The 21,039-nt window shown below is 48.8% G+C and carries 14 protein-coding genes; 7 read left to right on the forward strand and 7 right to left on the reverse strand.

Features of this window, described 5'->3' with window-relative positions:
• The first annotated feature begins 36 nt into the window (after positions 1-36).
• Positions 37-1,452 (forward strand): acetyl-CoA carboxylase biotin carboxylase subunit, encoded by a 1,416-nt coding sequence (locus JYB87_RS02955; protein ID WP_207355429.1) that lies wholly within the window; start codon positions 37-39, stop codon positions 1,450-1,452.
• Between the two features lie 46 nt (positions 1,453-1,498).
• The gene (oadA, locus tag JYB87_RS02960) at positions 1,499-3,310 is read left to right on the forward strand and encodes a sodium-extruding oxaloacetate decarboxylase subunit alpha (RefSeq protein ID WP_207355430.1); all 1,812 of its coding nucleotides are present in this window, start codon (positions 1,499-1,501) and stop codon (positions 3,308-3,310) included.
• 87 nt (positions 3,311-3,397) lie between these two features.
• On the opposite strand, the gene JYB87_RS02965 is transcribed toward oadA, so the two are convergent.
• Positions 3,398-7,339: an ExeM/NucH family extracellular endonuclease gene (locus JYB87_RS02965; RefSeq protein WP_207355431.1), complete on the reverse strand. Its 3,942-nt coding sequence runs from the start codon at positions 7,337-7,339 to the stop codon at positions 3,398-3,400.
• A 554-nt stretch (positions 7,340-7,893) separates the two neighbouring features.
• On the opposite strand from JYB87_RS02965, the gene JYB87_RS02970 reads away from it, so the two are divergent.
• Both JYB87_RS02970 and JYB87_RS02975 read left to right on the forward strand, forming a co-directional pair.
• Positions 7,894-8,685 (forward strand): SDR family oxidoreductase, encoded by a 792-nt coding sequence (locus tag JYB87_RS02970; RefSeq protein ID WP_207355432.1) that lies wholly within the window; start codon positions 7,894-7,896, stop codon positions 8,683-8,685.
• Positions 8,686-8,732: 47 nt separating this feature from the next.
• Positions 8,733-9,437 carry a glutamine amidotransferase-related protein gene (locus JYB87_RS02975; protein WP_207355433.1) on the forward strand — a complete coding sequence of 235 codons (705 nt, stop codon included), beginning with the start codon at positions 8,733-8,735 and terminating at the stop codon, positions 9,435-9,437.
• A 108-nt stretch (positions 9,438-9,545) separates the two neighbouring features.
• On the opposite strand, the gene JYB87_RS02980 is transcribed toward JYB87_RS02975, so the two are convergent.
• From JYB87_RS02980 to JYB87_RS02990, 3 genes are all read right to left on the reverse strand, one after another.
• The gene (locus tag JYB87_RS02980) at positions 9,546-11,090 is read right to left on the reverse strand and encodes a POT-type proton-dependent oligopeptide transporter (RefSeq protein WP_207355434.1); all 1,545 of its coding nucleotides are present in this window, start codon (positions 11,088-11,090) and stop codon (positions 9,546-9,548) included.
• Positions 11,091-11,315: 225 nt separating this feature from the next.
• The gene (locus tag JYB87_RS02985; protein ID WP_207355435.1) at positions 11,316-11,759 is read right to left on the reverse strand and encodes an HNH endonuclease; all 444 of its coding nucleotides are present in this window, start codon (positions 11,757-11,759) and stop codon (positions 11,316-11,318) included.
• A 190-nt stretch (positions 11,760-11,949) separates the two neighbouring features.
• Positions 11,950-12,501, reverse strand: coding sequence for a hypothetical protein (locus tag JYB87_RS02990; RefSeq protein WP_207355436.1), 552 nt, complete (start codon positions 12,499-12,501; stop codon positions 11,950-11,952).
• 304 nt (positions 12,502-12,805) lie between these two features.
• Here JYB87_RS02990 and JYB87_RS02995 point away from each other — a divergent pair, with 304 nt between their 5' ends.
• Both JYB87_RS02995 and JYB87_RS03000 read left to right on the forward strand, forming a co-directional pair.
• On the forward strand, positions 12,806-14,023 hold the full coding sequence (locus JYB87_RS02995) for an alkaline phosphatase family protein (RefSeq protein ID WP_324032468.1): 1,218 nt from the start codon (positions 12,806-12,808) through the stop codon (positions 14,021-14,023).
• 45 nt (positions 14,024-14,068) lie between these two features.
• Entirely contained in the window at positions 14,069-14,875 is an 807-nt protein-coding gene (locus JYB87_RS03000; protein ID WP_207355438.1) for a 5'-nucleotidase, lipoprotein e(P4) family, read from the forward strand.
• Positions 14,876-14,951: 76 nt separating this feature from the next.
• Here the strand turns inward: JYB87_RS03000 and JYB87_RS03005 are convergent, their stop codons facing one another.
• Positions 14,952-16,091 (reverse strand): endonuclease/exonuclease/phosphatase family protein, encoded by a 1,140-nt coding sequence (locus JYB87_RS03005; RefSeq protein WP_228729930.1) that lies wholly within the window; start codon positions 16,089-16,091, stop codon positions 14,952-14,954.
• Positions 16,092-16,385: 294 nt separating this feature from the next.
• Between JYB87_RS03005 and JYB87_RS03010 the strand changes: the two genes are divergently transcribed.
• Complete coding sequence (locus JYB87_RS03010) at positions 16,386-19,529, forward strand: TonB-dependent receptor (RefSeq protein WP_228729931.1); 3,144 nt, start codon at positions 16,386-16,388, stop codon at positions 19,527-19,529.
• Positions 19,530-19,686: 157 nt separating this feature from the next.
• Here the strand turns inward: JYB87_RS03010 and asnC are convergent, their stop codons facing one another.
• Both asnC and rluA read right to left on the reverse strand, forming a co-directional pair.
• Complete coding sequence (gene asnC / locus JYB87_RS03015) at positions 19,687-20,148, reverse strand: transcriptional regulator AsnC (RefSeq protein WP_207355440.1); 462 nt, start codon at positions 20,146-20,148, stop codon at positions 19,687-19,689.
• A 111-nt stretch (positions 20,149-20,259) separates the two neighbouring features.
• Positions 20,260-20,937, reverse strand: coding sequence for a bifunctional tRNA pseudouridine(32) synthase/23S rRNA pseudouridine(746) synthase RluA (rluA, locus tag JYB87_RS03020; protein ID WP_207355441.1), 678 nt, complete (start codon positions 20,935-20,937; stop codon positions 20,260-20,262).
• Positions 20,938-21,039 lie beyond the last annotated feature (102 nt).

Genomic DNA, 21,039 nt, shown 5'->3' on the forward strand with positions numbered 1-21,039 from the left:
GAACTTTAACATTTTGTAACAGGGGAGTTACGTTTTGTGATCAAGAAAATCCTAATCGCCAACCGAGGCGAAATTGCAGTAAGAATTATCCGCGCCTGTGCCGAGATGGGGATTCGCTCAGTGGCGGTTTATTCAGATGCGGATCGACACGCGCTGCACGTAAAACGTGCCGACGAAGCTTATAGCTTGGGGGACGATCCATTAGCGGGTTATCTGAGTCCACAACGTTTAGTGAGTCTTGCAGTCGAAGTTGGCTGTGATGCCTTGCATCCTGGCTATGGCTTTTTGTCTGAAAATCCAGAGTTAGCCTTGCTCTGCGCCGAGCGTGGCATCAAATTTATTGGTCCAAACGCCGACATTATTCGTCGTATGGGCGATAAAACTGAAGCCCGTAGAACCATGATTGCCGCCGGCGTGCCAGTGACGCCGGGGACTGAAGGCAATCTGCGCGATCTTGAGCAAGCGCTAGAAGAAGCTGAGCGTATTGGCTATCCAGTGATGTTAAAAGCGACTTCCGGGGGCGGTGGTCGTGGTATTCGTCGTTGCGATAATCCAAAAGAGCTTGAGCAGTCTTATCCGCGAGTGATTTCAGAAGCCACTAAAGCCTTTGGTTCGGCTGAAGTGTTTTTGGAAAAATGCATCATCAATCCCAAACATATTGAAGCGCAGATCCTCGCCGACAGTCACGGTAACACTGTGCACCTGTTTGAGCGTGACTGCTCAATTCAACGCCGTAACCAAAAGCTGATTGAGATTGCACCAAGTCCGCAAATTACCCCTGAACAACGTGCTTATATCGGCAAAATGGCGGTGCGCGCCGCACAAGCGGTGAACTATGAAAACGCCGGTACGGTGGAGTTTTTGCTGGCGGGTGATGAAATCTACTTTATGGAGATGAACACTCGGGTACAGGTAGAGCACACCATTACTGAGCAGATCACCGGTATCGATATCGTGCGCGAGCAGATCCGTATCGCCTCAGGGGTGCCGCTGTCGGTCAAACAGGAAGATATCCATTACCAAGGCTTTGCGTTGCAGTTCCGTATTAACGCCGAAGATCCAAAAAATAACTTCTTCCCATCGTTTGGGCGTATTACTCGCTATTACGCGCCGGGTGGCCCAGGTGTACGCACCGATACGGCAATTTATACCGGCTACGTGATCCCGCCGTATTACGACTCCATGTGTCTTAAGTTGGTGGTGTGGTCACTCAACTGGGAAGACGCCTTGGATAGAAGTTTGCGTGCGCTCGACGATATGCGTCTGCAAGGCGTGAAAACTACTGCGACTTACTATCAACAAATCCTCCGTAACCCTGAGTTCCGCACTGGTGAGTTCAACACCAGCTTTGTGGAGTCGCATCCAGAGTTGTTGGATTACTCAGAAAAACGTGCGCCGGAGCAATTGGCGATCGCCATTGCCACTGCAATTGCCGCCTACGCGGGTCTGTAAAGGATGAAAGCTGGTGGCGTTAGCGACCAGTGGAGAGATAACAAAAATGAGCAAAAAAATCACTGTAACCGAAACTGTCTTGCGTGATGCCCACCAGTCATTGTTGGCAACGCGCATGCGTACTGAAGATATGCTGCCAATCTGTCCTAAGTTGGACAAGGTTGGTTTCTGGTCGCTCGAAGTGTGGGGCGGTGCGACCTTTGATGCCTGTTTACGTTTTCTGAAAGAAGACCCATGGGAGCGCTTGCGCAAACTGCGTGCAGCTCTGCCTAACACCCGTTTGCAAATGCTGCTGCGTGGGCAAAACTTGCTGGGTTACCGTCATTACAGCGATGACGTGGTTCGCGCCTTTGTTGAGCGCTCTGCGGCGAACGGCATGGACGTATTCCGCGTATTTGACGCGATGAACGACGTGCGTAACCTGAAAACCGCGGTAGAAGCGGTCAAAGAATCAGGCAAACATGCCCAAGGTACAATCTGCTACACCACCAGCCCGGTGCACACGGTTGAGAAGTTTGTCGCCCAAGCCAAAGAGATGGCCGCGATGGGCGTTGACTCGATCGCAGTAAAAGATATGGCCGGTTTGCTGACCCCATTTGCGACCGGTGAGCTGATCAAAGCATTAAAAGATAACGTTGATTTACCTGTGTTTTTGCACGCGCATGATACAGCCGGTGTGGCGGCAATGTGTCAGCTCAAAGCGATTGAAAACGGCGCCGATAACATCGACACCGCTATCGGTACCATGGCGTGGGGCACCAGCCATCCGGGCACTGAATCTATGGTGGCGGCACTGCGCGGCACTGAATATGACACCGGCTTAGATCTGGTGGCGTTGCAAGAGATCAGCACCTACTTTGCTGAAGTGCGTAAGAAATATCATCAATTTGAAAGCGCTTACACTGGCGTTGATACTCGCGTACAAGTGAACCAAGTGCCGGGCGGCATGATGTCCAACTTGGCCAACCAACTGAAAGAGCAGGGCGCGCTCAACCGTATTGACGAAGTGTTTGCTGAAATCCCTCGTGTACGTAAAGACTTAGGTTATCCGCCATTGGTAACACCTACCTCGCAAATCGTGGGTACCCAAGCGGTGTTTAACGTGCTGGCCGGTGAGCGTTACAAAACCATCACCAACGAAGTGAAGCTTTACCTGCAAGGGCGTTACGGCAAAGCACCAAGCCAGATGAACGTAGAGCTGCAACAACGTGCTATCGGTAAAGAAGAGATTATCGATGTGCGTCCAGCAGACCTGCTGGTGCCAGAGTTAGACGCATTGCGCGCCCAAGTGAGCGATCTGGCCACTTCAGAAGAAGATGTGCTGAGCTTTGCCATGTTCCCAGAAGTAGCGCGTCAGTTCCTTAGCGATCGTGCCAACGGCACCCTTGAGCCAGAACCGCTGTTGCCAATTGCCCAAGCAGGCTCCGCCGCCGGTGTTGAGAAGAAACAAGGCGTTCCGACCGAGTTTGTTATCGATGTGCACGGTGAAAGTTACCATGTGGATATCACTGGTATCGGCATCAAAGGGTCTGGCAAGCGCCATTTCTATATGTCGATTGATGGTTTGCCAGAAGAAGTGGTGTTTGAACCGCTGGGCGAATATGTCACCGATGGTACAGCTGAAAAACGTCGTCAAGCCAGCTTACCTGGTGATGTCACCACCTCAATGCCTGGCAACGTGGTGGATGTGTTAGTGCAGATTGGCGATAAAGTGACGGCTGGTCAGCCTGTACTGGTGACTGAGGCGATGAAGATGGAATCTGAAGTCACTGCGCCATTAGCGGGTACAGTTACTGCCATCAACGTTAAAAAAGGCGATCGCATTACTCCCGGTGATGTGCTGGTAGAGATTGAATAATCTTTAGCGTTACGTTAACGCATATAAAAACGCCCACAACCACTTGAAAGAGTACGTTGTGGGCGTTTTCGTATCAACGCTTAGCGATTATTGGCAGATATCGCCGTTAATTGCTGAGGCTTGACCGCTACCGTTACCGATAAAACCGAACTCAACGGTTTGTCCCGGCGCGATGGTTTTGTTCCATTCAAGGTTGCTGGCGTTGTATGGATTGTCCCCGTTCAGCAGTGCATTCCAGTTACTGCTGATAGTGCTGTTGTCGAGGAACGACCACGCTACCTGCCAGCCGCGAATGGCCACTTTACCTGTGTTGGTGATTTTCACTGCGCCTTGGAATCCGCCCGGCCAGCTGTTGGTCAACTGATAAGCACATTGCGCGGTCGGTTGATCAACTTGGCCGTTACCTGGATGCGGTTTAACTACTGGTGCTTGGCAGATGTCGCCAGTCACGTCAGTATCTTGGCCATCACCGCTGCCATTAAAGCCGACTTCGATGGTTTGCCCTGGTGCAATCTCTTTGTTCCAGCTGAGGTTTTTCACTGTGTAAGGGCCTTTGCCTTGCAGCTTGCCGTTCCACAGATTGGTGACGCTATCACCATTGTCATAACCCCAGTCGACTTGCCAACCTTTGATAGTCTCTTCAGATTGGTTAGTAATGCGGATAACCCCTTGGAAGCCACCTTGCCAGCGCTGAGTGATCTCATGTTGGCATAAGGCAGGTGCGTTATTAGCAATCAGCTTTAAGGTTGCGATGACGGGATCATGATCTGAGACGCGATATTGATCTGCCGCGTAGTAGTCCACCAGTTGCTGCGCTGATTTAGACTCAGTGTTGTAGTCCAAAATCGTTGGCTCGTCAGCGTTGATGTGCCAATCAGCAGCATCTACCGCGGTTTCCGCTAAGCCTGCAGAGACCAGAATATGGTCCATGTAGCCGAACAAACCGTCGAACTGGTATGAGTAACCTGCATCAGCTTGGAACTTGTTGATCAGATCGACAAAGCCTGCGTCAGTCAAGGTCGTGACTGGATCTTCTTTCGCGTAAGCGTTCAAATCACCGATAATCACTTTGTTTGGCTGTTGGCTTAAGGTTTCGTCAGTCGCAAACCATTGCAACAAGGCTTGAGCTTGCTGAACGCGCTTGGCGTTATAGCAGCTTTGGCCATCATTTTGGTCGGCGTCAGCGCCCTTGGCATTGCTACAACCTTTTGATTTAAAGTGGTTAACCACTACGGTGAACTGCTCATCACTGTTAACCAGTTTAAAGCCTTGTGCCATAGGTGGACGGCTAAACACACTATCAAGGTTCAGTTGTACGTCACCCACAGTGCTGACATTGGCTGGACGGTAAAGCATGCCCACAGTAATTTCATCAGTGCCGACTTTGCCGTTGGCATTGATGAAGGCATACGCGTTTTCACCCAGTTTGATGTTAACGCGTTTCACCAGATCGGCGATTGCGCTGTTGGCGTCAAAGCCGTCGTTTTCAATCTCCATCAGCCCGATGATGTCGGCATTGCTGGCGATGATTGCCGCGACAGTTTTGGCTACTTGGCGTTCATACTCTTCTGCAGTGTCTGCACCACGCGAGGTTGGGAAGCCTGCACCATTGCCGTCACCATTGAACAGGTTCAACACGTTCATGCTGGCAATAGACACATCACCCACGGCCACTGGCGGATGTTCTGGGCGGCTGTTGTTGGCAATAAATTGCGGTTCTTCGGTTGGGATCAAACGATACACGTCATAACTGAAATCAATGACGCCACGCAGGTTGGTGACCAAATCGCCTGTACGCAGGCTGTTAGCCGCAGACAAACCGCCAGTTGGATAACGTTGGCTGTCTGGATATGACTTGCTGTTGCCATCATCCAATACCAGTTGATCCAGCGCGTTCGCTTGTTGCAGTGCAATCGCTTCAGCAGAGCCCGGCTTGTACAGGTTGGTTGGGGTGAACAGACGCTTGCTCGACAAGGTCACTTCGCCATATTGACCGAGTGAATTGTTGTTGGTTACCATCAGGTCGCCATCAACAGTCACTAACATGCCTTCCAAACGTTCCATATCGGCTTTGGAGCTGAATGGCAGAGTAATGGCCAGCGGTGTGATGCTACCGCTACCACAGTTCAGCATGTCGCTCAGGGTGATTTCGGTTTTTTCGTGATATTCCGAAACTGCACCCATCACACGTACCACGCTGCCAACAGCTGGCATTGGTTGGCTACGGTTGTAGATGTAGATTGCTTCAGAGGTATTGGCATCACCATCTTCATCGGCGGCTTCTTCTTGCACGAAGAATGCTTTAGCGCCAGCGTTGACTGAGGTCACCACACCTTCAATGACCACTGTTTCACCCGCCAGTGGCGATACATCGCCATTACCTTGGATCGCGCTGATCAGCGTGGCATCCGCAGCACATTGGCCGAGGGTCAGTGGTTGCTCAGGCGGTGTTTCTGGCTCATTGCCGCCAGTGCCGTTATCACCACCCGTTCCGTTATCACTGCCATCACATTGGGCATCGCCATAGACTTCGCTAATCCATTCTGGATGGTCGATGTAAGGGTTACGGTTACCTTGGTATTGGTAGATGGCGTTGTTGCGCTTACGCTCGAAGTTATCGACAGGGTCTTGCTTGGCCCACTCTAGCATACGGCATAACAGCCCCAGCTCAGGGGCACCGCCACTGGTCAGATGGTTAACTAACACCAAATCAGGGGTGACATCGCCATTGCCTTCATAGCGGGTATCCATATACATCAGCATGCGGGCGACGTCGCCTTTTACGGCATCGCGCGGTTCAAATGAATCGCCGTCGATACGGTTTTGTGGATCTTCAGTTAACGGATTATCACTGTTATCAAAATCCAAATTACCGCGAGAAGCGTTGATTGAGATATCGGCAGGACGCAAGTGGTTAATGTCGGTATAAGCTTCATTGGATTCCGCGCTAAAACCATGACTCTTGGCCCACACGTGTTCGCGGTTCCAGTTATCTTGGTTATTGCTTTGAGTGCCAGAGCCGTTACTGTGTTTTGACATTGAGCGACCGCTGTACAGCAGGATCACGTTATCGGCATTCTCAGGGTCTTCGTCGGTATGGGTCAGTGCTGTCCATACTTCGCCATAGCTGAGTTTTTTCTGACCGTGGCTGATGGCGCTGTTGATTGCGGATTTTAATGTGGCCGCATCGGCACCGCTGTTTTCAGCATTAATTGCCGCTGCATAATAAGCCGCATCGCTAAAGCTGGCCGGATCAGCAACTGGGGTGAGCTCGCTGCAGTTAAAGCATGGCGTGGTATCGCCGCCAGTACCCGTGTCGCCACCAGTGCCAGTATCGCTGCCGGTGCCAGTATCGCCGCCAGTGCCAGTATCACCGCCAGTGCCGGTATCACCGCCAGTGCCAGTATCGCCGCCAGTGCCAGTATCGCCGCCAGTGCCGGTATCACCGTTGTCATCACCATAGACAAAGCTGCCGAGTGGGTACGGGGTTGGCGCAGTCGCATTACTGGTTTGATCGTCTAAGGCATTCGGGCCACTAAAGCTCCAGTTGGCCAAATTGAATTGCGCACCATCAGCAGTTGTGCCGCTATTTCGATGTGCCCAGCCGTCCATGTATTCCCAAGGCGTACCAGTACCGTCAACACCTAGCTCGCCAAAGCTGTCGATGACCACACCGTCACATTGCAGTTGTACAACGTCGTCACCGTTGAAAGTTGGTGTGCTCTGATCAGGTTCAAAGCCAAAAAACGCGCTAAACCCAGGCACTTCAAAAGAGGCGTATAAAAAGCTACCCGCGGTTGCAGTGCCACTAAATGTGCTGTGGTAAGCCGGAGCTGCGGCACCATTCGTGGCTAAGTTGATACCACAACGGCTTAAATCGCTTATGTCGTTGACGACATAAATTTCTACTGCTTTAGGAATGCCTCCGGTCAGCGGGCCATCGACTACGCCAGTGATGACCATATCTGCGGAAAAGGCGGAAGCAGAGACAAGCACAGCCGATAGCTGTAATGCCAGATTGATTTTCATTCTACCCTCAGTCTAATTTTGCCATATCCATGGCGTTCTGTTTGTGTCATTGGAAATTACTGAAAATATTTCCGAGGGCATTCTAATGAATAATCAATACAAATTGGTTACATGAATTTTAAAAGTGTTCAAAAAATGATCTTCTTTTACTGCTGCTTGGTCAAAATAGCACACACATTTTTATTGTTTTGATTTTAAGTTAAATGAATTAAATATTAAGCATCTGATTAATAACAGTTTTAAATTTTTAGCATTGGAGTGATTTTGTTGTGTGTTCTTGGTTATTTCAATGATTATTAAGCTTATTAATAGCGGTTACTTTAACCCTGTTCTGATTAATTTATTAATGGTTAAAATGATGACTTTTTTATTGGTATCGCGATAGGAAATTAAGTTTTAAATACGCAACAATCCATGCTGAATGACATTTTTAATGCGCGCCACTTAGGTTGGCACATGTTAACTAGGGAGTGAGCGGCACGCTTACGCATTAGCCTCGCAAAACACAAAGTGCTAATGTCATATGCCTTAGTTGGCTAACAGTGGATGTGAACATGGACTTACAACTCAAAGGCAAAACGGTAATGGTTGCGGCGGCAAGTAAAGGCATGGGCTATGCCATTGCGCTGGCGTGTGCTCAAGAAGGTGCGCGGGTATCGATGGCGAGCCGCGATAAACAGGCCATAGACGCTGCGGCAGCGACCATTCGTGCGGCAACGGGCGCCGAAGTACATGCTTATCAGTTTGATGCCGCTAACGCTGACAGCATTGCGCAGTGGGTGACGGCAACCGAACAGGATTTAGGGGCAATTTCTGGGCTGGTGGTCAATGCAGGCGGGCCACCTGCGGGCGATTTTCTCGATTTTAGCGATGCCGATTGGCAGTCTGCATTTGAACTCACCCTGATGAGTGCGGTGCGGTTAATTCGCGCTGTGTTGCCATCCATGCAGTCGTTGGGTGCCGGGTCGGTGCTGACCATTACCTCCTCTTCGGTAAAAGAACCGATCGATATCTTGCTGCTGTCCAACGTGATGCGCTCAGGGGTTACTGCGTTGATGAAAAGCTTGTCGCAAGCCTATGCTGGCGACAATATTCGCTTTAATAATCTATTGCCTGGGCTGATTGATACTGACCGCCTCAAAACGCTTAACCAGAAGCGGGCAGAGGCATTAGCAATCAGCGCTGAACAAGTGCGTCAGCAGCAAGAGGCTGAGCTGCCCATGGGGCGTTACGGTACTCCTGCTGAATTTGCTAACGCCGCGGTATTTCTGTTATCCAATGCCGCCAGTTATATTACCGGCAGTACCCTCGCCGTTGATGGCGGCAAGATAAAAACCGTGTGGTAATGGTTGCCAAGCAATCGTTGAAGATGTGCCTTAATGAAGGATAAAAAGTGAAGTTAGCCATTCTCCAAACCGATATTTTGCACCCTGAATTTTTAGCGCAATATCATGGCTATGGTGTGATGTTTCAGCGCATGTTTGCTGAGGCTGGCATTGCAGTACACAGCGACATTTTTAGCGTCATTGAAGGGATTTATCCTGACGCGCCGGAGCAATATGATGCCATGCTGATCACTGGCTCTAAGGCCGATGCCTTCAGTGATGAACCTTGGATTATCCAGCTGAAACAGTACCTGCAGCAGCGTTTTGCGCAGGGGCAAAAGCTGTTGGGTATCTGTTTTGGTCATCAATTGTTGGCGCATAGTCTTGGGGGAGTGGTGCAACGTGCAGCACAAGGCTGGGGCGTCGGTATCATGGATTATCACTGGTGTGAGTTGCCGACTTGGGCGGCGATTGAGCAACCCAGAGTGTCGCTGATCTGCAGCCATCGTGACCAAGTGGTGACGTTGCCTGCTGAAGCTAAGTTATTAGCCAAAAATGACTTTTGCCCCAACGCGGCGTTTTATATCGATTCTCGGGTGCTGGCATTTCAGCCTCACCCAGAGTTTACTAAACCTTATGCAGAAGCCCTATTGCGCAAACGTTGGCAGGATATAGGCGAAGATAAAGCGGCCACCGCGTTAGTGAGCTACCAAGCAGAGCATCAAGGTCAGCAAATCGCGCAACTGATGGCGAGTTTTATCCGCGCAAAATAGTATGTTGCGATGAATCTCATCAAAGCAAAAGGTCAGCAGCTGCTGACCTTTTTCATGTTTCGCTCTTGTGTGACGGTTGGCGTTCGTTATGCCAACTCAAGCCCCTGATTAGCTGGCGCGATAGTGATCTTGCATGGTGTAGGAGCGGGCATAAAGCGCAAACACCAAGGCGGCAAGCAGTGCAAATCCGGCAAAGAAGAACATCTGGAACGCGGTGACACTGATGCCCGTATCGGCAATTTTGGCGGTGACTGACTCATGCTTGACGCTGGCGTTGGCCAAGAGCACCCATAAGTTACCGACGGTCACTGACAGCGTCCAAAAGCTCATAATGCTGCCTTTCATTGACGCGGGCGCTTGGCTGTAGGCGAACTCCAGCCCAGTTGCTGATACCAACACTTCACCAAAGGTGAGCAGCGCGTATGGCAAAACCTGCCAAGTGATCGACATGACTGAACCACCATCCATCATCAACTGAATGGTGCCAATCACAATCCAAGCAATGCCCGAGAAGGCAATGCCAGCGCCCATGCGGCGAAGTGGCGTCACCTGCATGCCTGCGTTACGCAGCATTGGATAAAGCACAAAGTTGTTGAACGGGATTAGCAGCATCACCAGCATTGGGTTCAGCGCTTGCATCATCGCGGGCTCAAACCATTCAGGTTTGGCCATGTCGTTGGCTTGCAGAATCCAGGTTGAGGCTTTTTGATCGAACAGCGACCAAAACGGGGTTACTAAGGCGAACAGGATCAGAATGCGGAATACCGATTTAACGCCATCTACCGCTTCGGCAGGGTGGCTAGTCAGGGCGCGTTGTAACTGCATTGAGGCACCTGTGCCAACAAAACCCATAATGATCACCAATGCCAAACACAGCGCTGTGACTAAGCCCAGTTGTGGAATTTGCGATAAAGCCAGTAGCGCTAATGCCACGCCGACAACGCTCAGCAGCAAGCCTTTATTCGCTTGCCCTGCAACAGGGGTGAAAATCGCACTTTTGATCACCGGCATAAAGCCGTGTGGGTCTTGCGCTTGCGGTTCAATATGCACATAACGCTTGCGGCCATACCAGAAGAACAGCGTTGCAATAAACATCAGTACGCCCGGAATGCCAAAGGCGATTGCGGGGCCGCAGAATTTGAGGATCAACGGCATCGACAGCGACGCGAAGAATGAACCAAAGTTGATGGTGAAATAAAACATATCAAAGGCTTTTTGCGCCAATGTTTTATTGCTCTGATCAAACTGATCTCCCATAAACGAGGACACCAGCGGTTTAATCCCACCCGAACCCAGCGCGATTAAAAATAGCCCCGAGTAGAAGCCGGTTTTGCTGGTTTCAAAAATGGCCAGAAATGCATGGCCGATGACGTAGACAATACTGAGCCACAGAATGGTGTTGTATTTGCCAAAGAAACGGTCAGAAATCCATCCCCCTAACAGCGGGAAGAAATACACCCCAATCACGAACGAGTGGAACACATCTTTGGCTTCACCCTGACGTAACTCTTCGGGCACCGAGAGCAGTAGAGCTGTCATTAAAAACGGCGTGAGAATATTACGCATGCCGTAGAAGCTAAAGCGCTCGCAAGCTTCACTGGCGATAATAAACGGGATCTGGCGTGGCCAGCGTCCGGCAGAGGTCGTTGCCATGTTTATCCTTGTGGTTTGCTATTGTTATCTTGGGCCGAGTCTTCACTGAATCTCGGCTGCTAGGAGTTGTACTGTCCCATCCTACGGACTTCAAAGCAAAACTGCATGTAAGATTTTGTTAGCTAAGATGTCATTTGGCCGCCGTAACGGGCATTTTGCGCGCTATTCTCAAAGCAAAGCGTGAATTCTCGCTTAACAAAACTGCAAAACACGTGGCGCTGCACCTCAATATTCATCGTCTGCTTTGCCACGATTACAATCTAAACAGAGGATTTGCAGGTTATCTAGCGCTAACGCCAATTCTGGGTACTTTGAACGCGGCTTGATATGGTCAACTTCCACCGCAATGTTATGTTCCGCCTGAGTGCGATTACAGATGGCACAACGATGTTCGCGCGTTTGCAGCACTTGTAAGCGCAGTTTGCGCCAAGCGCTGGACTGATAGAAATCGACATTGGCTTGCGGCTGCGCCATTTGCAGTTGCTCAGGATGATCAAAGGATTGATGTTGCCGCAGTTCGGGCGAGAAATAACTGGCAGAGATATCGGGCAGATGCTGATGTTGCTCTAACCACTTGAAGATGCCGCGTTTAGCACTCAGCTCTGATTTGTATTTACGGGTACGGTATTTGGTGCCATCCCTGAGTGTAACTTCAATTTGCAGTTCCATTGCGGTTCCCGTAAGCGTGTTTTGGTCAGCCGATTTTAACCTTATTTGCACAGCAAAAAGAAGTCGTCGCTTCACAGAGGTGAAACCGCATTATTCAAGTAAATTAATTGGATAAGGGATATTTGACCCAAGAAAGATTGGGCAAACAATAGTCACTTGCTTGCCCGTTTCTCAGGTGAGCTGCTATCGATTAGCGCTTACCATTGCGAGGGCGTTTATTTTTTGCTTTTGGACGAAAGTTTTGCAGCAGTTGCTGTACCGCTTGATAAGCTTTGCCAGAGGTCGCTTTACTGAACTGCAAGCGTTGCTTGCCTTGGCGAATTTCCAAGGTATCGGCCAATTGACGGCAGGCAATTTCGTGGTCAAATAGCATCATGGTTTGGCTTAATACCTTGCCTTGACGATTCTTACGTTGTGACAAAATCCCTTTTTCGCCAATAAAATCCCAGCGGGCAGAGTAAAACTGCGGCACGCTCGACATCAATAATTTACAAGCCAACAACCAGATAGCGGCACTGACCACTAATCCAACCCAGCCGTACCAAGGCAGATCTGCCGCGCTGTAAAACACGATAGGTAACAGTGAGGCTATCCACAGCAGGGCGATCACGCCGTTGGTTACAAACACTTGTGGATAGTTGGCTTGCACCATCTCTTTGGCCGAAATAGAAGGACGATACAGTAGCTTACCGAGGGATTTACAAAGAATACGATGGTCTTGAGTCGCTGGGTTCTGTTGCATTTAAGGCACCACAAAATTGAAATTTATCTCACTCTAAAGCGCGAAAACGCGGAAAACGCTCGGCCAAAGTAAGCACTGCTAAACTATGTGGGTTTGCTAAGGTGGGGATTCAAGTGCCGAGTGAAAGTAAATGCCGAGGGTGAGAGTTAGCTCACTTTTGCTACTGTCGCAGCGTGGCCAAAATTGGCGGATGCTGAACATACACGTTTTTTCACAATTAAAGCCTCTTTTGTCGCGGCATCTTCCGTTATACTGTTCTGCCATTAAGACCCACTGTTCTCAAATTCCTAATATTATGAAGAAGATGATCTGCTCGTTGCTGGCGTGCATGAGCTTGTGTGCCAGTGTTGCGGTTCACGCGGCAACAGCACCAAACGACACTCCCACCGTGATTATGATTTCATTGGATGGTTTCCGTTGGGACTACATTGAAAAGTTTGATGCCAAAAATATCGGTGCGATTGCCACGCATGGCGTACGTGCAGAACAGCTGCGCCCAGCCTATCCCACTAAGACGTTCCCTAACCATATCACCCTCGCGACCGGGCTTTATCCAACCCATCATGGCATTGTCGATAACGACTTTTGTGATAAGCAGCGGCAACAGTGCTACAAAATGGGCGATGGTTTAAAAGACTCGACATGGTTGAAAGGTGTGCCGTTATGGAATCTGGCGGAGATGAACGGCGTCAAAGCTGCCACCTATTTCTGGCCTGAGTCCGATGCGCGTATCGGTGGCATGACACCATCTTATTACTTCCACTTTTCGCAACAAGCTGACTATCAAGATCGCATCGATCAAATGGTGGAGTGGCTCAAGTTGCCCGAGCAAGCAAGACCTCACTTTGTGATGGGCTATTTTTCTGCGGTAGATACAGCAGGTCATCTGTTTGGCCCCGATGCGCCCGAAACGGCTGCCGCGGTGCAACAGGTGGATAAGCTGATTGGCCGTCTACGCGATCGATTAAAAGCCGAAGTGAATTTCCCGGTGAATTTGATTGTGGTGGCTGACCACGGTATGGCGACGATTGAGCCAAGCCAAGCAATTGATTATCAACAGTTACCAATTGATAGCAGCAAATTTAATATCGTCAACGTGTCAACACGGTTGTTGATTTACGCCAAGCCTGACACCACCAAGGCGGATATTGCCGCACAACAGCAAAAACTCGCCGTTGCAGCTCATGGTCGTTATCGCGTGCTGGATGAGCAGTATTTGGCGGCGCGGCATTACACCGATAGTGCTCGGATTGCCGATGTGATTATCGAAGTCGATGCACCGGCATTATTCACCAAAAAGCCGTTAGCGGAGCGTGATCATCATGGCGCGCATGGCTTTAGTTACGTCAAAGATATGGGGGCGCTGTTTGTGGCAGAGGGTCCGGCTTTCAAGCAAGGTGTAATGCTTAAACCATTTGATAACGTGGATGTTTATCCTATGATTGCCCATATTTTAGGGCTGCCATTGCAGCAGCCGGTTGACGGTAATATCAAGGCATTACTGCCCGCATTAGCAGAATAACACGGCCGCTTTTGGCCAACAGTGATATCGAGTTTTGAGGAAATTATGAAATTAGCGCACCTTTTCGTTCCATTAGCGTTAGTGGCGGCAGCCGCTCAGGCTGAGGCTCCAATGAATCATGCCGCCATGGAGCTTGTGGCGCAAAACACCCAAAGCGTGGTGTGGATGCAACATTCAGGTGAATACCGCGCGCTTTGTTACCAAGCGTACAACATGGCGAAAGTCGCCTTTGAGCTGGCCAAAACCAAACAGCAGGGCAAATTAGCGGTGATGGTGGATTTAGATGAAACCATGGTTGATAACTCACCCTATGCGGCTTGGCAGTTACTGCATCATCAAGGCTATACCACCGAAGGTTGGGATGCTTGGGTGAACAGCGTACAAACTCCAGCCATTGCGGGCGCGGTCGATTTGGCAAACTTTGTCACGGCCAATGGCGGCACCATGTTTTATGTGTCAAACCGCTCAGATCGCACCTTTGCCGCAACTCAGCAAAACTTGCAAAAGCTGGGGTTCCCAAATGTGACTGAGTTTACCCTGCGTTTGAAGAAAGACACTTCGAACAAAGCACCACGCTTGGCGTCTATTGAGCAAGATGGTTACAAAGTGGTGTTGTTTATGGGGGACAACCTAAATGATTTCCCTGAAATCAACACCTATCATCAGCAGCAACAGCCACGCAATGCGCTGGTTGATGCCAACAAGGATGCCTTTGGTCATAAGTTTATTTTGCTGCCAAACCCATCATATGGTGATTGGGAACCGGCCATGGCGAAAGATTACTATCAGTTGACTGACGGGCAAAAATTGGACGTGCGCCAGCAAAGTCTGCGCCCGTGGCAGCAAAAGTAATTTGTGAATAAGTTGCTTGTGAATACTAATAAAAAACCCCGAAAATTCGGGGTTTTTTAATGGGTTATCACTCTCGTTACGGCAGTGGTGTTAATTCGACGGTCAGCCAAACTAAGCGATGATCGGATGATGCACCGCGGTTTTTAATCAAGCGAAATAGCGGGCTGGATTTTTCAGGCCAGAAAACACCGCCTTCAATAATCTTCATACCAGCCTTTGAGGGCAGAACATAATCCGCGCGCTCTTTCCATGACGCGGTAAAGGCTTTTGCATGCGGGTTATTTTTCTCATACGCCTCGCCGCCTTTGCTGGTTGGGGTGTAGCTGCCGTTCACCAATGGATGATCCAATAACTGCCGTATAGCGCCACTTTGCTCAGCACTTTTATATGGGGCTGAGTTCATATCGCCAACAAACACGAAGCGAGCATTTTGCTCAAAGCCGCCTTGTTTGCCTTGGTCATCGACAATATAGCCCGCGGCTTCAGCGCCATTGAGGTAGTCAGCCCACAAGCGGATTTCGTCATAGTTACGTAAGCCATTACGATTTTCAGGGCCATCAAATACCGGTGGGGTTGGATGTGCCGCCAAGACATGCAGCCATTCACCATTCACATTGACTGGCACGTCCCAGTGCGATTTAGACGATAACCGCAGCTGTTGCCACTCTTCATCGCTATACCACGATTGCTGCGTTTGTGGGTCAACTGGGCGCTGCGCATTGGGCATGCTGGCCCATTTTAGCTGCTGAAAACTGCGCACATGTTCGCTGTCGATGGGGTAGCGCGATAACACCACCATGCCATATTGGCCGGGATAGAAGCCAAAGCCCCACGCATCACCGCCGACACCGGACGCTTTGCCATCATGGTCGAGGTCAAAGGGCGATGGCTCACCAGTGTTGACCGGTGCAATGTAGAAATAAGGGTAATCAATCGCCTCTGCGCCTTGCTGTGGTTGATTGAGATAGCGGCGAATAAAGGCTTTCACCCCGACGTTTGCATCGGCGATGTAGTCAAATTCATTCAGTAATACGATGTCAGGGCGTACCCGTTGCAATATTTCGGCAATATTACGGATTTGCGGATTGTCATCTTTTTGTAACAAAGTTTGTAGCTTGTTCGAAGTGGGGATTTTTTGCCCTTGTTCTAAGTAGTTACTGCCTTCCATACTGACATTGAACGTGGCAATTTTGAGCTGTTGGTTGTTAGCTGACATGGCATTGTTACTAGTTAAAGGTAATAAAAACAAAAAGATATATTTTAACGAATTAACCCAGAGCGGTCGCATGAGAACCTCGTGACGAGATTGGAAAAAATTTGGCCGTAATGTTTATTTTCCGGTCAAAAAAGAAACAATTGTGTGTATGATGAGGCAGTGTTAAACAAAAGTGTAACGCTTTTATGGTATAACACGACCTCGTTGGCTGGAGTGTACCCTTGGCCAACGCGGTTTAGTTACGAACGTAACGGTTTACGTAACAAACATCAATATAAAAACTCAGGGGATCTAATGATGATTCAGGGATTTACCAAAAGCCGTTTAGCCTTGGCACTGACACTTGCCATCGGCGCATCTTCAATGGCCTACGCTGCAGACACGACGTCTTCTATGCGTGGTACCATTTCAGGACCTGACGGACAGCCAGCTCCTAACACCAAAATTACATTGATTCACCAGCCATCAGGCACTGTGACCGAAGTAACGACTAACGCCTCTGGTGCGTTCAGTGCGTCTGGTCTGCGTGTAGGTGGTCCATATCAGATCATTATCGATTCTGACGTGTATCAAGACACTGTAGAAAGCGACATCTTCCTGCAATTGGGTCAAACCTTCCGTTTGAATGAACAATTGCAAGCTGCAAGTAACGTTGAGCGTATCACCGTTACTGGTAGCCGTATTGCAATGACCAACAACAGTGGTAGTTCTAGCACTTTTGGTCTTGATGCAATTGAAAATGCACCTTCTTTCAACCGTGATTTGAAAGACATCATCCGCCAAAACCCACTGGCTTCTACTCTGGGTGGTTCTGACAACGCGATGTCTGTTGCAGGTCAAAACCCTAAGTTCAACAGCATCAGTGTGGACGGTGTTGGCTTGAACGATGACTTTGGTCTGAACTCAAACGGTTACCCAACCCAACGTTCTCCTGTATCTATGGATGCAATTGAACAGGTATCAATCGAAACCAACCCATTTGACGCTAAATACGGTGGTTTTACTGGTGCGCGTGTTAACGCAGTAACCAAGTCAGGTACCAACGAATTCCACGGCGGTGTTTTCTATGAAAAGACTGACGATAGCTGGGCGGGTAAAGCGAAGAACCCTAATACTGGTGCAAAAGTTGATGTTACCGGTGTTGAAAGTGAAACCTATGGCTTTAACTTGGGTGGTCCGCTGATCAAAGACAAACTGTTCTTCTTCGTTAACTATGAAGATTTCAGCAAGCCAGAAACTGCAAACTATGGCCCTGAAGGTTCAGGCGCGCCAAACGAAACTGTTTGGACGATGGCCGATTATCAACGCGTTCGCGATTTCACTAACCAAACTTATGGGTTTGATATCGGTGATTGGAACGCAAGCCCAGAAGTTACCGACAAGAAGTACATGGCAAAAATCGACTGGAACGTGAATAACGACCATCGTTTAGCCTTTACTTACAACAAAGTGAAAGGTAACCAACTGCGCAATACCACTAGTAATGAAGACACACTGCGTGCTTCTACTAACTGGTATGACAATATTCAAGATATGGAAAGCTACTCACTGCAATGGTTTGCAGATTGGACAGATAGTTTTTCTACTGAATTAGCAGTGTCTTACAAAGATGTGGCGACAGGTCAAATCCCTCCTAGCAAGGCAATTGGTCAAGTCACTATTTATACCGATGCTGATCATGATCATGAGTTAGTCTTCGGTCCTGACTATGCTCGTCAAGCAAACGAACTGCAAACCAAAACTTGGAAAGTTGATTTGTCAGCTGAATATCTGCTGGGTGATCACAAGTTGTCTGCAGGTTGGAACTACGAACGTTTAGACATCTTCAACCTGTATGCTCGTAACGCTTTGGGTGCTTGGGAATTTGACAGCATTGCGGATTATGAAGCGGGTAATGCTTCAACTTTATATTATGCAAACGCCTACACTGGTGACGTGAATGATGCTGCGGCTAACTTCGTTATCGGTACTAACGCGTTGTACGTTCAAGATGAGTGGGCACTGAGCGATAGCATCGACTTGGTTTATGGTCTGCGTTACGAACGTTATTTTGCAGACGACAAGCCAGCATTCAACCAAACCTTCTTCGACCGTTACGGCTTCTCTAACCAAGAAAACTTAGACGGCTTGGATATCCTGCTGCCACGTTTAGGTTTGACTTGGTATGCAACTGATGCCCTGACTGTTCGCGCTGGTGCTGGTCGTTACAGCGGCGGTAAACCTAACGTATGGTTGTCTAACGCCTTCAGTAACGATGGTGTGACCTTGGTGAGCTTTAGTGATCGCTCAATGCCAGATGATAGCTATCTGACTAACGTCGATATCCGTGGTGTGCCTGCTGAAGTGCAAGCAACACTGCAACCAGGCGATGGTGAAGTGAACCCAATCGACCCTAACTTCAAAGTACCATCAATCTGGCGCTTTAGCTTAGGCTTTGATTACACCTTCGATATTCCAAGCATGGGCGATGGCTACCTGTGGCATGCTGAAGCTATTCACGCGAAGAATAAAGACGATAACGCATGGCGTAACCTGAACTCTGCTCCTACTGGTGAAGTCACTTCAGATGGTCGCATTGTTTACGCACCACTTAATGGTGACCGTTACGACCTGATGCTGACTAACGCTGACAAGAGCGGTAAGTCTACCATTCTGACCACTAGTTTGAGCAAAGAATGGGAAAACGGCCTGTCAATGAGCATGTCTTATACCCATCAGGATGTTGATGAAGGTAACGCTGGTACCTCTTCTACTGCAAGTTCTAACTACGGTTATAACTACGTGATTGACCGTAACGAAGACTATGTGGGCACTAGCTACTATGAAATCAAACATAGCTTGAAGCTGACGCTGGGTTACTCTCATGAGTTCTTCCAAGGATATGAGACCAAGTTCAATGCGTTCTTCGAACGTCGTTCTGGTCAACCATTTACTTGGGCAATGCGTCGTCCAGGCACTGCACTGGGTGATCCATCACGTTTGACTAGCACCGCTGCACTGTATCTGCCATATATCCCTACTGGTCCAGATGACACAACTGTAGGTTATGCGAATAACTTCTCTTACGAGCAGTTTATGAATGATTACGTCATTCCTGCAGGTTTAGAAGGTTACGCGGGTGGTTTTGCGGATAAGAACGCGGGTACTAGCCCATGGATTAACACCATGGACGTGTCTATTTCTCAAGAAGTTCCAGGTTTCATGAAAGGACATAAAGGTCAGATCTATCTGACTGTACAAAACTTCCTGAACCTGTTGAATGATGATTGGGGTCAAGTTGAGACCAACGGTTACTCTAAGCGTTTTGCTGATTTCTCTGTGGCTAATGATGGTCAAATCATCTATAGCCCACTGAGCAGCGGCTTGTATAAAGACCCAACATGGGAAGATGAGCGCTCTACTTGGTACCTGAAAATTGGTGTTAAATACACCTTCTAATTTCAGTTAGCCAATACGCTAAATCTACTTAAATGAAAAATCCGATGGTGTTGCACCATCGGATTTTTTTATGCAGTCGATTTACGTCAGTGCGGTGTGAGCAATAAAAATGCCGCTCATGACATGAGCGGCATCAATCACCACAACCCGAAATATATTAAGGTTTTACTGCGCGAGAAATCGGGTTCTGTAGACTAATCAGTGTTTCAGTCGACTGAATTTCATCAATCGATTGAATACGATTAATCAGTACATGCTGCAACGCATCGATTGACTGGCACATGACCTTGGCGAAAATGCTGTAATTACCGGTAGTGTAATAAGCCTCAACCACTTCTTCTAAGGCATCTAGCTTGGCCAGCGCTGAAGGATAATCTCCGGCACTTTTAAGATTGATACCAATAAAGCAGCAAACGTCATAGCCCAGTGCTTTTGGATTAACAGTAATCTGAGCACCGGTAATGATGCCCGCTTGCTTCATCTTTTCAACGCGCACATGGATGGTACCAGCACTCACGTTAAAGCGTTTTGCTAATTCCGCGAACGGCGTTCTCGCGTCCTGCATCAACGCCTCGAGGATCTGGTTGTCTAGCTGATCTCTTTGGAATGATGTATCCACAACAACTTGCCTTATGTTCCTATAAACAGCACAAATTTACGTGTTTTATTAGTTAATTGCCAGTGATCCACATCATCTAATGCAAGATTAACTGTAAACTATTCCTTAAACTCACTGTTCGTTAATCGGATGTAAAAACGGTACGGCAGCATAAAAGGTCATGGATTTTTTTGTGTAAGGATGATCTACTGTTAAATAGGTTGCGTGCAGCAGAAGTCTCTGTGACATCGTCTTGGCAACACTATCTGCATAAAAATTATCCCCCAAAATAGGATGGCCTAACGCCATCATATGCAAGCGCAATTGGTGAGAGCGGCCAGTGACTGGCATCAGTTTGACTAATGTGGAGTTTTTGCCTTTGCTGATCACTTCGTAGTGAGTTACAGAGGGCTTACCTATGTCATGATCGATTTTTTGCTTGGGACGATTTGGCCAATCACAGATCAACGGTAAATCCACCGTGCCCGAGTTGTGACGCATATGACCTGCGACCCGCGCATAGTAAACCTTGTTGGTTTCACGTTCTTGAAATTGGCGCTTAAGCTCACGCTCAGCATTGCGGCGCAGGGCCAGCAACAACACACCAGAGGTTGCCATATCGAGTCGATGAACCACCTGCGCACCTTCGTGCAGCTGAAGTACGCGGCTATAGGCACTGTCATAATGTTCTGCTGCGCGGCCGGGCACGGACAATAAACCGGAAGGTTTATCGATCACTATGATGTCTTTATCCTGGTACAGGATATTTAACCACGGGATCATCGGCGGCTGGTAAACAAAATCACTCATAACAGCTCTGGCTGGCGGATAAGGTGCGCAACTTTAACCTTGAATTTACGCGGGTGCAAGTTGAGCGAAGATCGACAATTCACTCGGTTCAGACTTCTCATT

Source organism: Shewanella avicenniae (assembly GCF_017354945.1).
Classification (GTDB): domain Bacteria; phylum Pseudomonadota; class Gammaproteobacteria; order Enterobacterales; family Shewanellaceae; genus Shewanella; species Shewanella avicenniae.

Bases quoted from the DNA above. Each gene is read 5' to 3' on its own strand.
- oadA (WP_207355430.1), top strand. From the start codon at position 1,499: ATGAGCAAAAAAATCACTGTAACCGAAACTGTCTTGCGTGATGCCCAC.
- JYB87_RS02965 (WP_207355431.1), bottom strand. From the start codon at position 7,339: ATGAAAATCAATCTGGCATTACAGCTATCGGCTGTGCTTGTCTCTGCT.
- JYB87_RS02970 (WP_207355432.1), top strand. From the start codon at position 7,894: ATGGACTTACAACTCAAAGGCAAAACGGTAATGGTTGCGGCGGCAAGT.
- JYB87_RS02980 (WP_207355434.1), bottom strand. From the start codon at position 11,090: ATGGCAACGACCTCTGCCGGACGCTGGCCACGCCAGATCCCGTTTATT.
- JYB87_RS02985 (WP_207355435.1), bottom strand. From the start codon at position 11,759: ATGGAACTGCAAATTGAAGTTACACTCAGGGATGGCACCAAATACCGT.
- JYB87_RS02990 (WP_207355436.1), bottom strand. From the start codon at position 12,501: ATGCAACAGAACCCAGCGACTCAAGACCATCGTATTCTTTGTAAATCC.
- JYB87_RS02995 (WP_324032468.1), top strand. From the start codon at position 12,806: ATGATCTGCTCGTTGCTGGCGTGCATGAGCTTGTGTGCCAGTGTTGCG.
- JYB87_RS03000 (WP_207355438.1), top strand. From the start codon at position 14,069: ATGAAATTAGCGCACCTTTTCGTTCCATTAGCGTTAGTGGCGGCAGCC.
- JYB87_RS03005 (WP_228729930.1), bottom strand. From the start codon at position 16,091: ATGTCAGCTAACAACCAACAGCTCAAAATTGCCACGTTCAATGTCAGT.
- JYB87_RS03010 (WP_228729931.1), top strand. From the start codon at position 16,386: ATGATGATTCAGGGATTTACCAAAAGCCGTTTAGCCTTGGCACTGACA.
- rluA (WP_207355441.1), bottom strand. From the start codon at position 20,937: ATGAGTGATTTTGTTTACCAGCCGCCGATGATCCCGTGGTTAAATATC.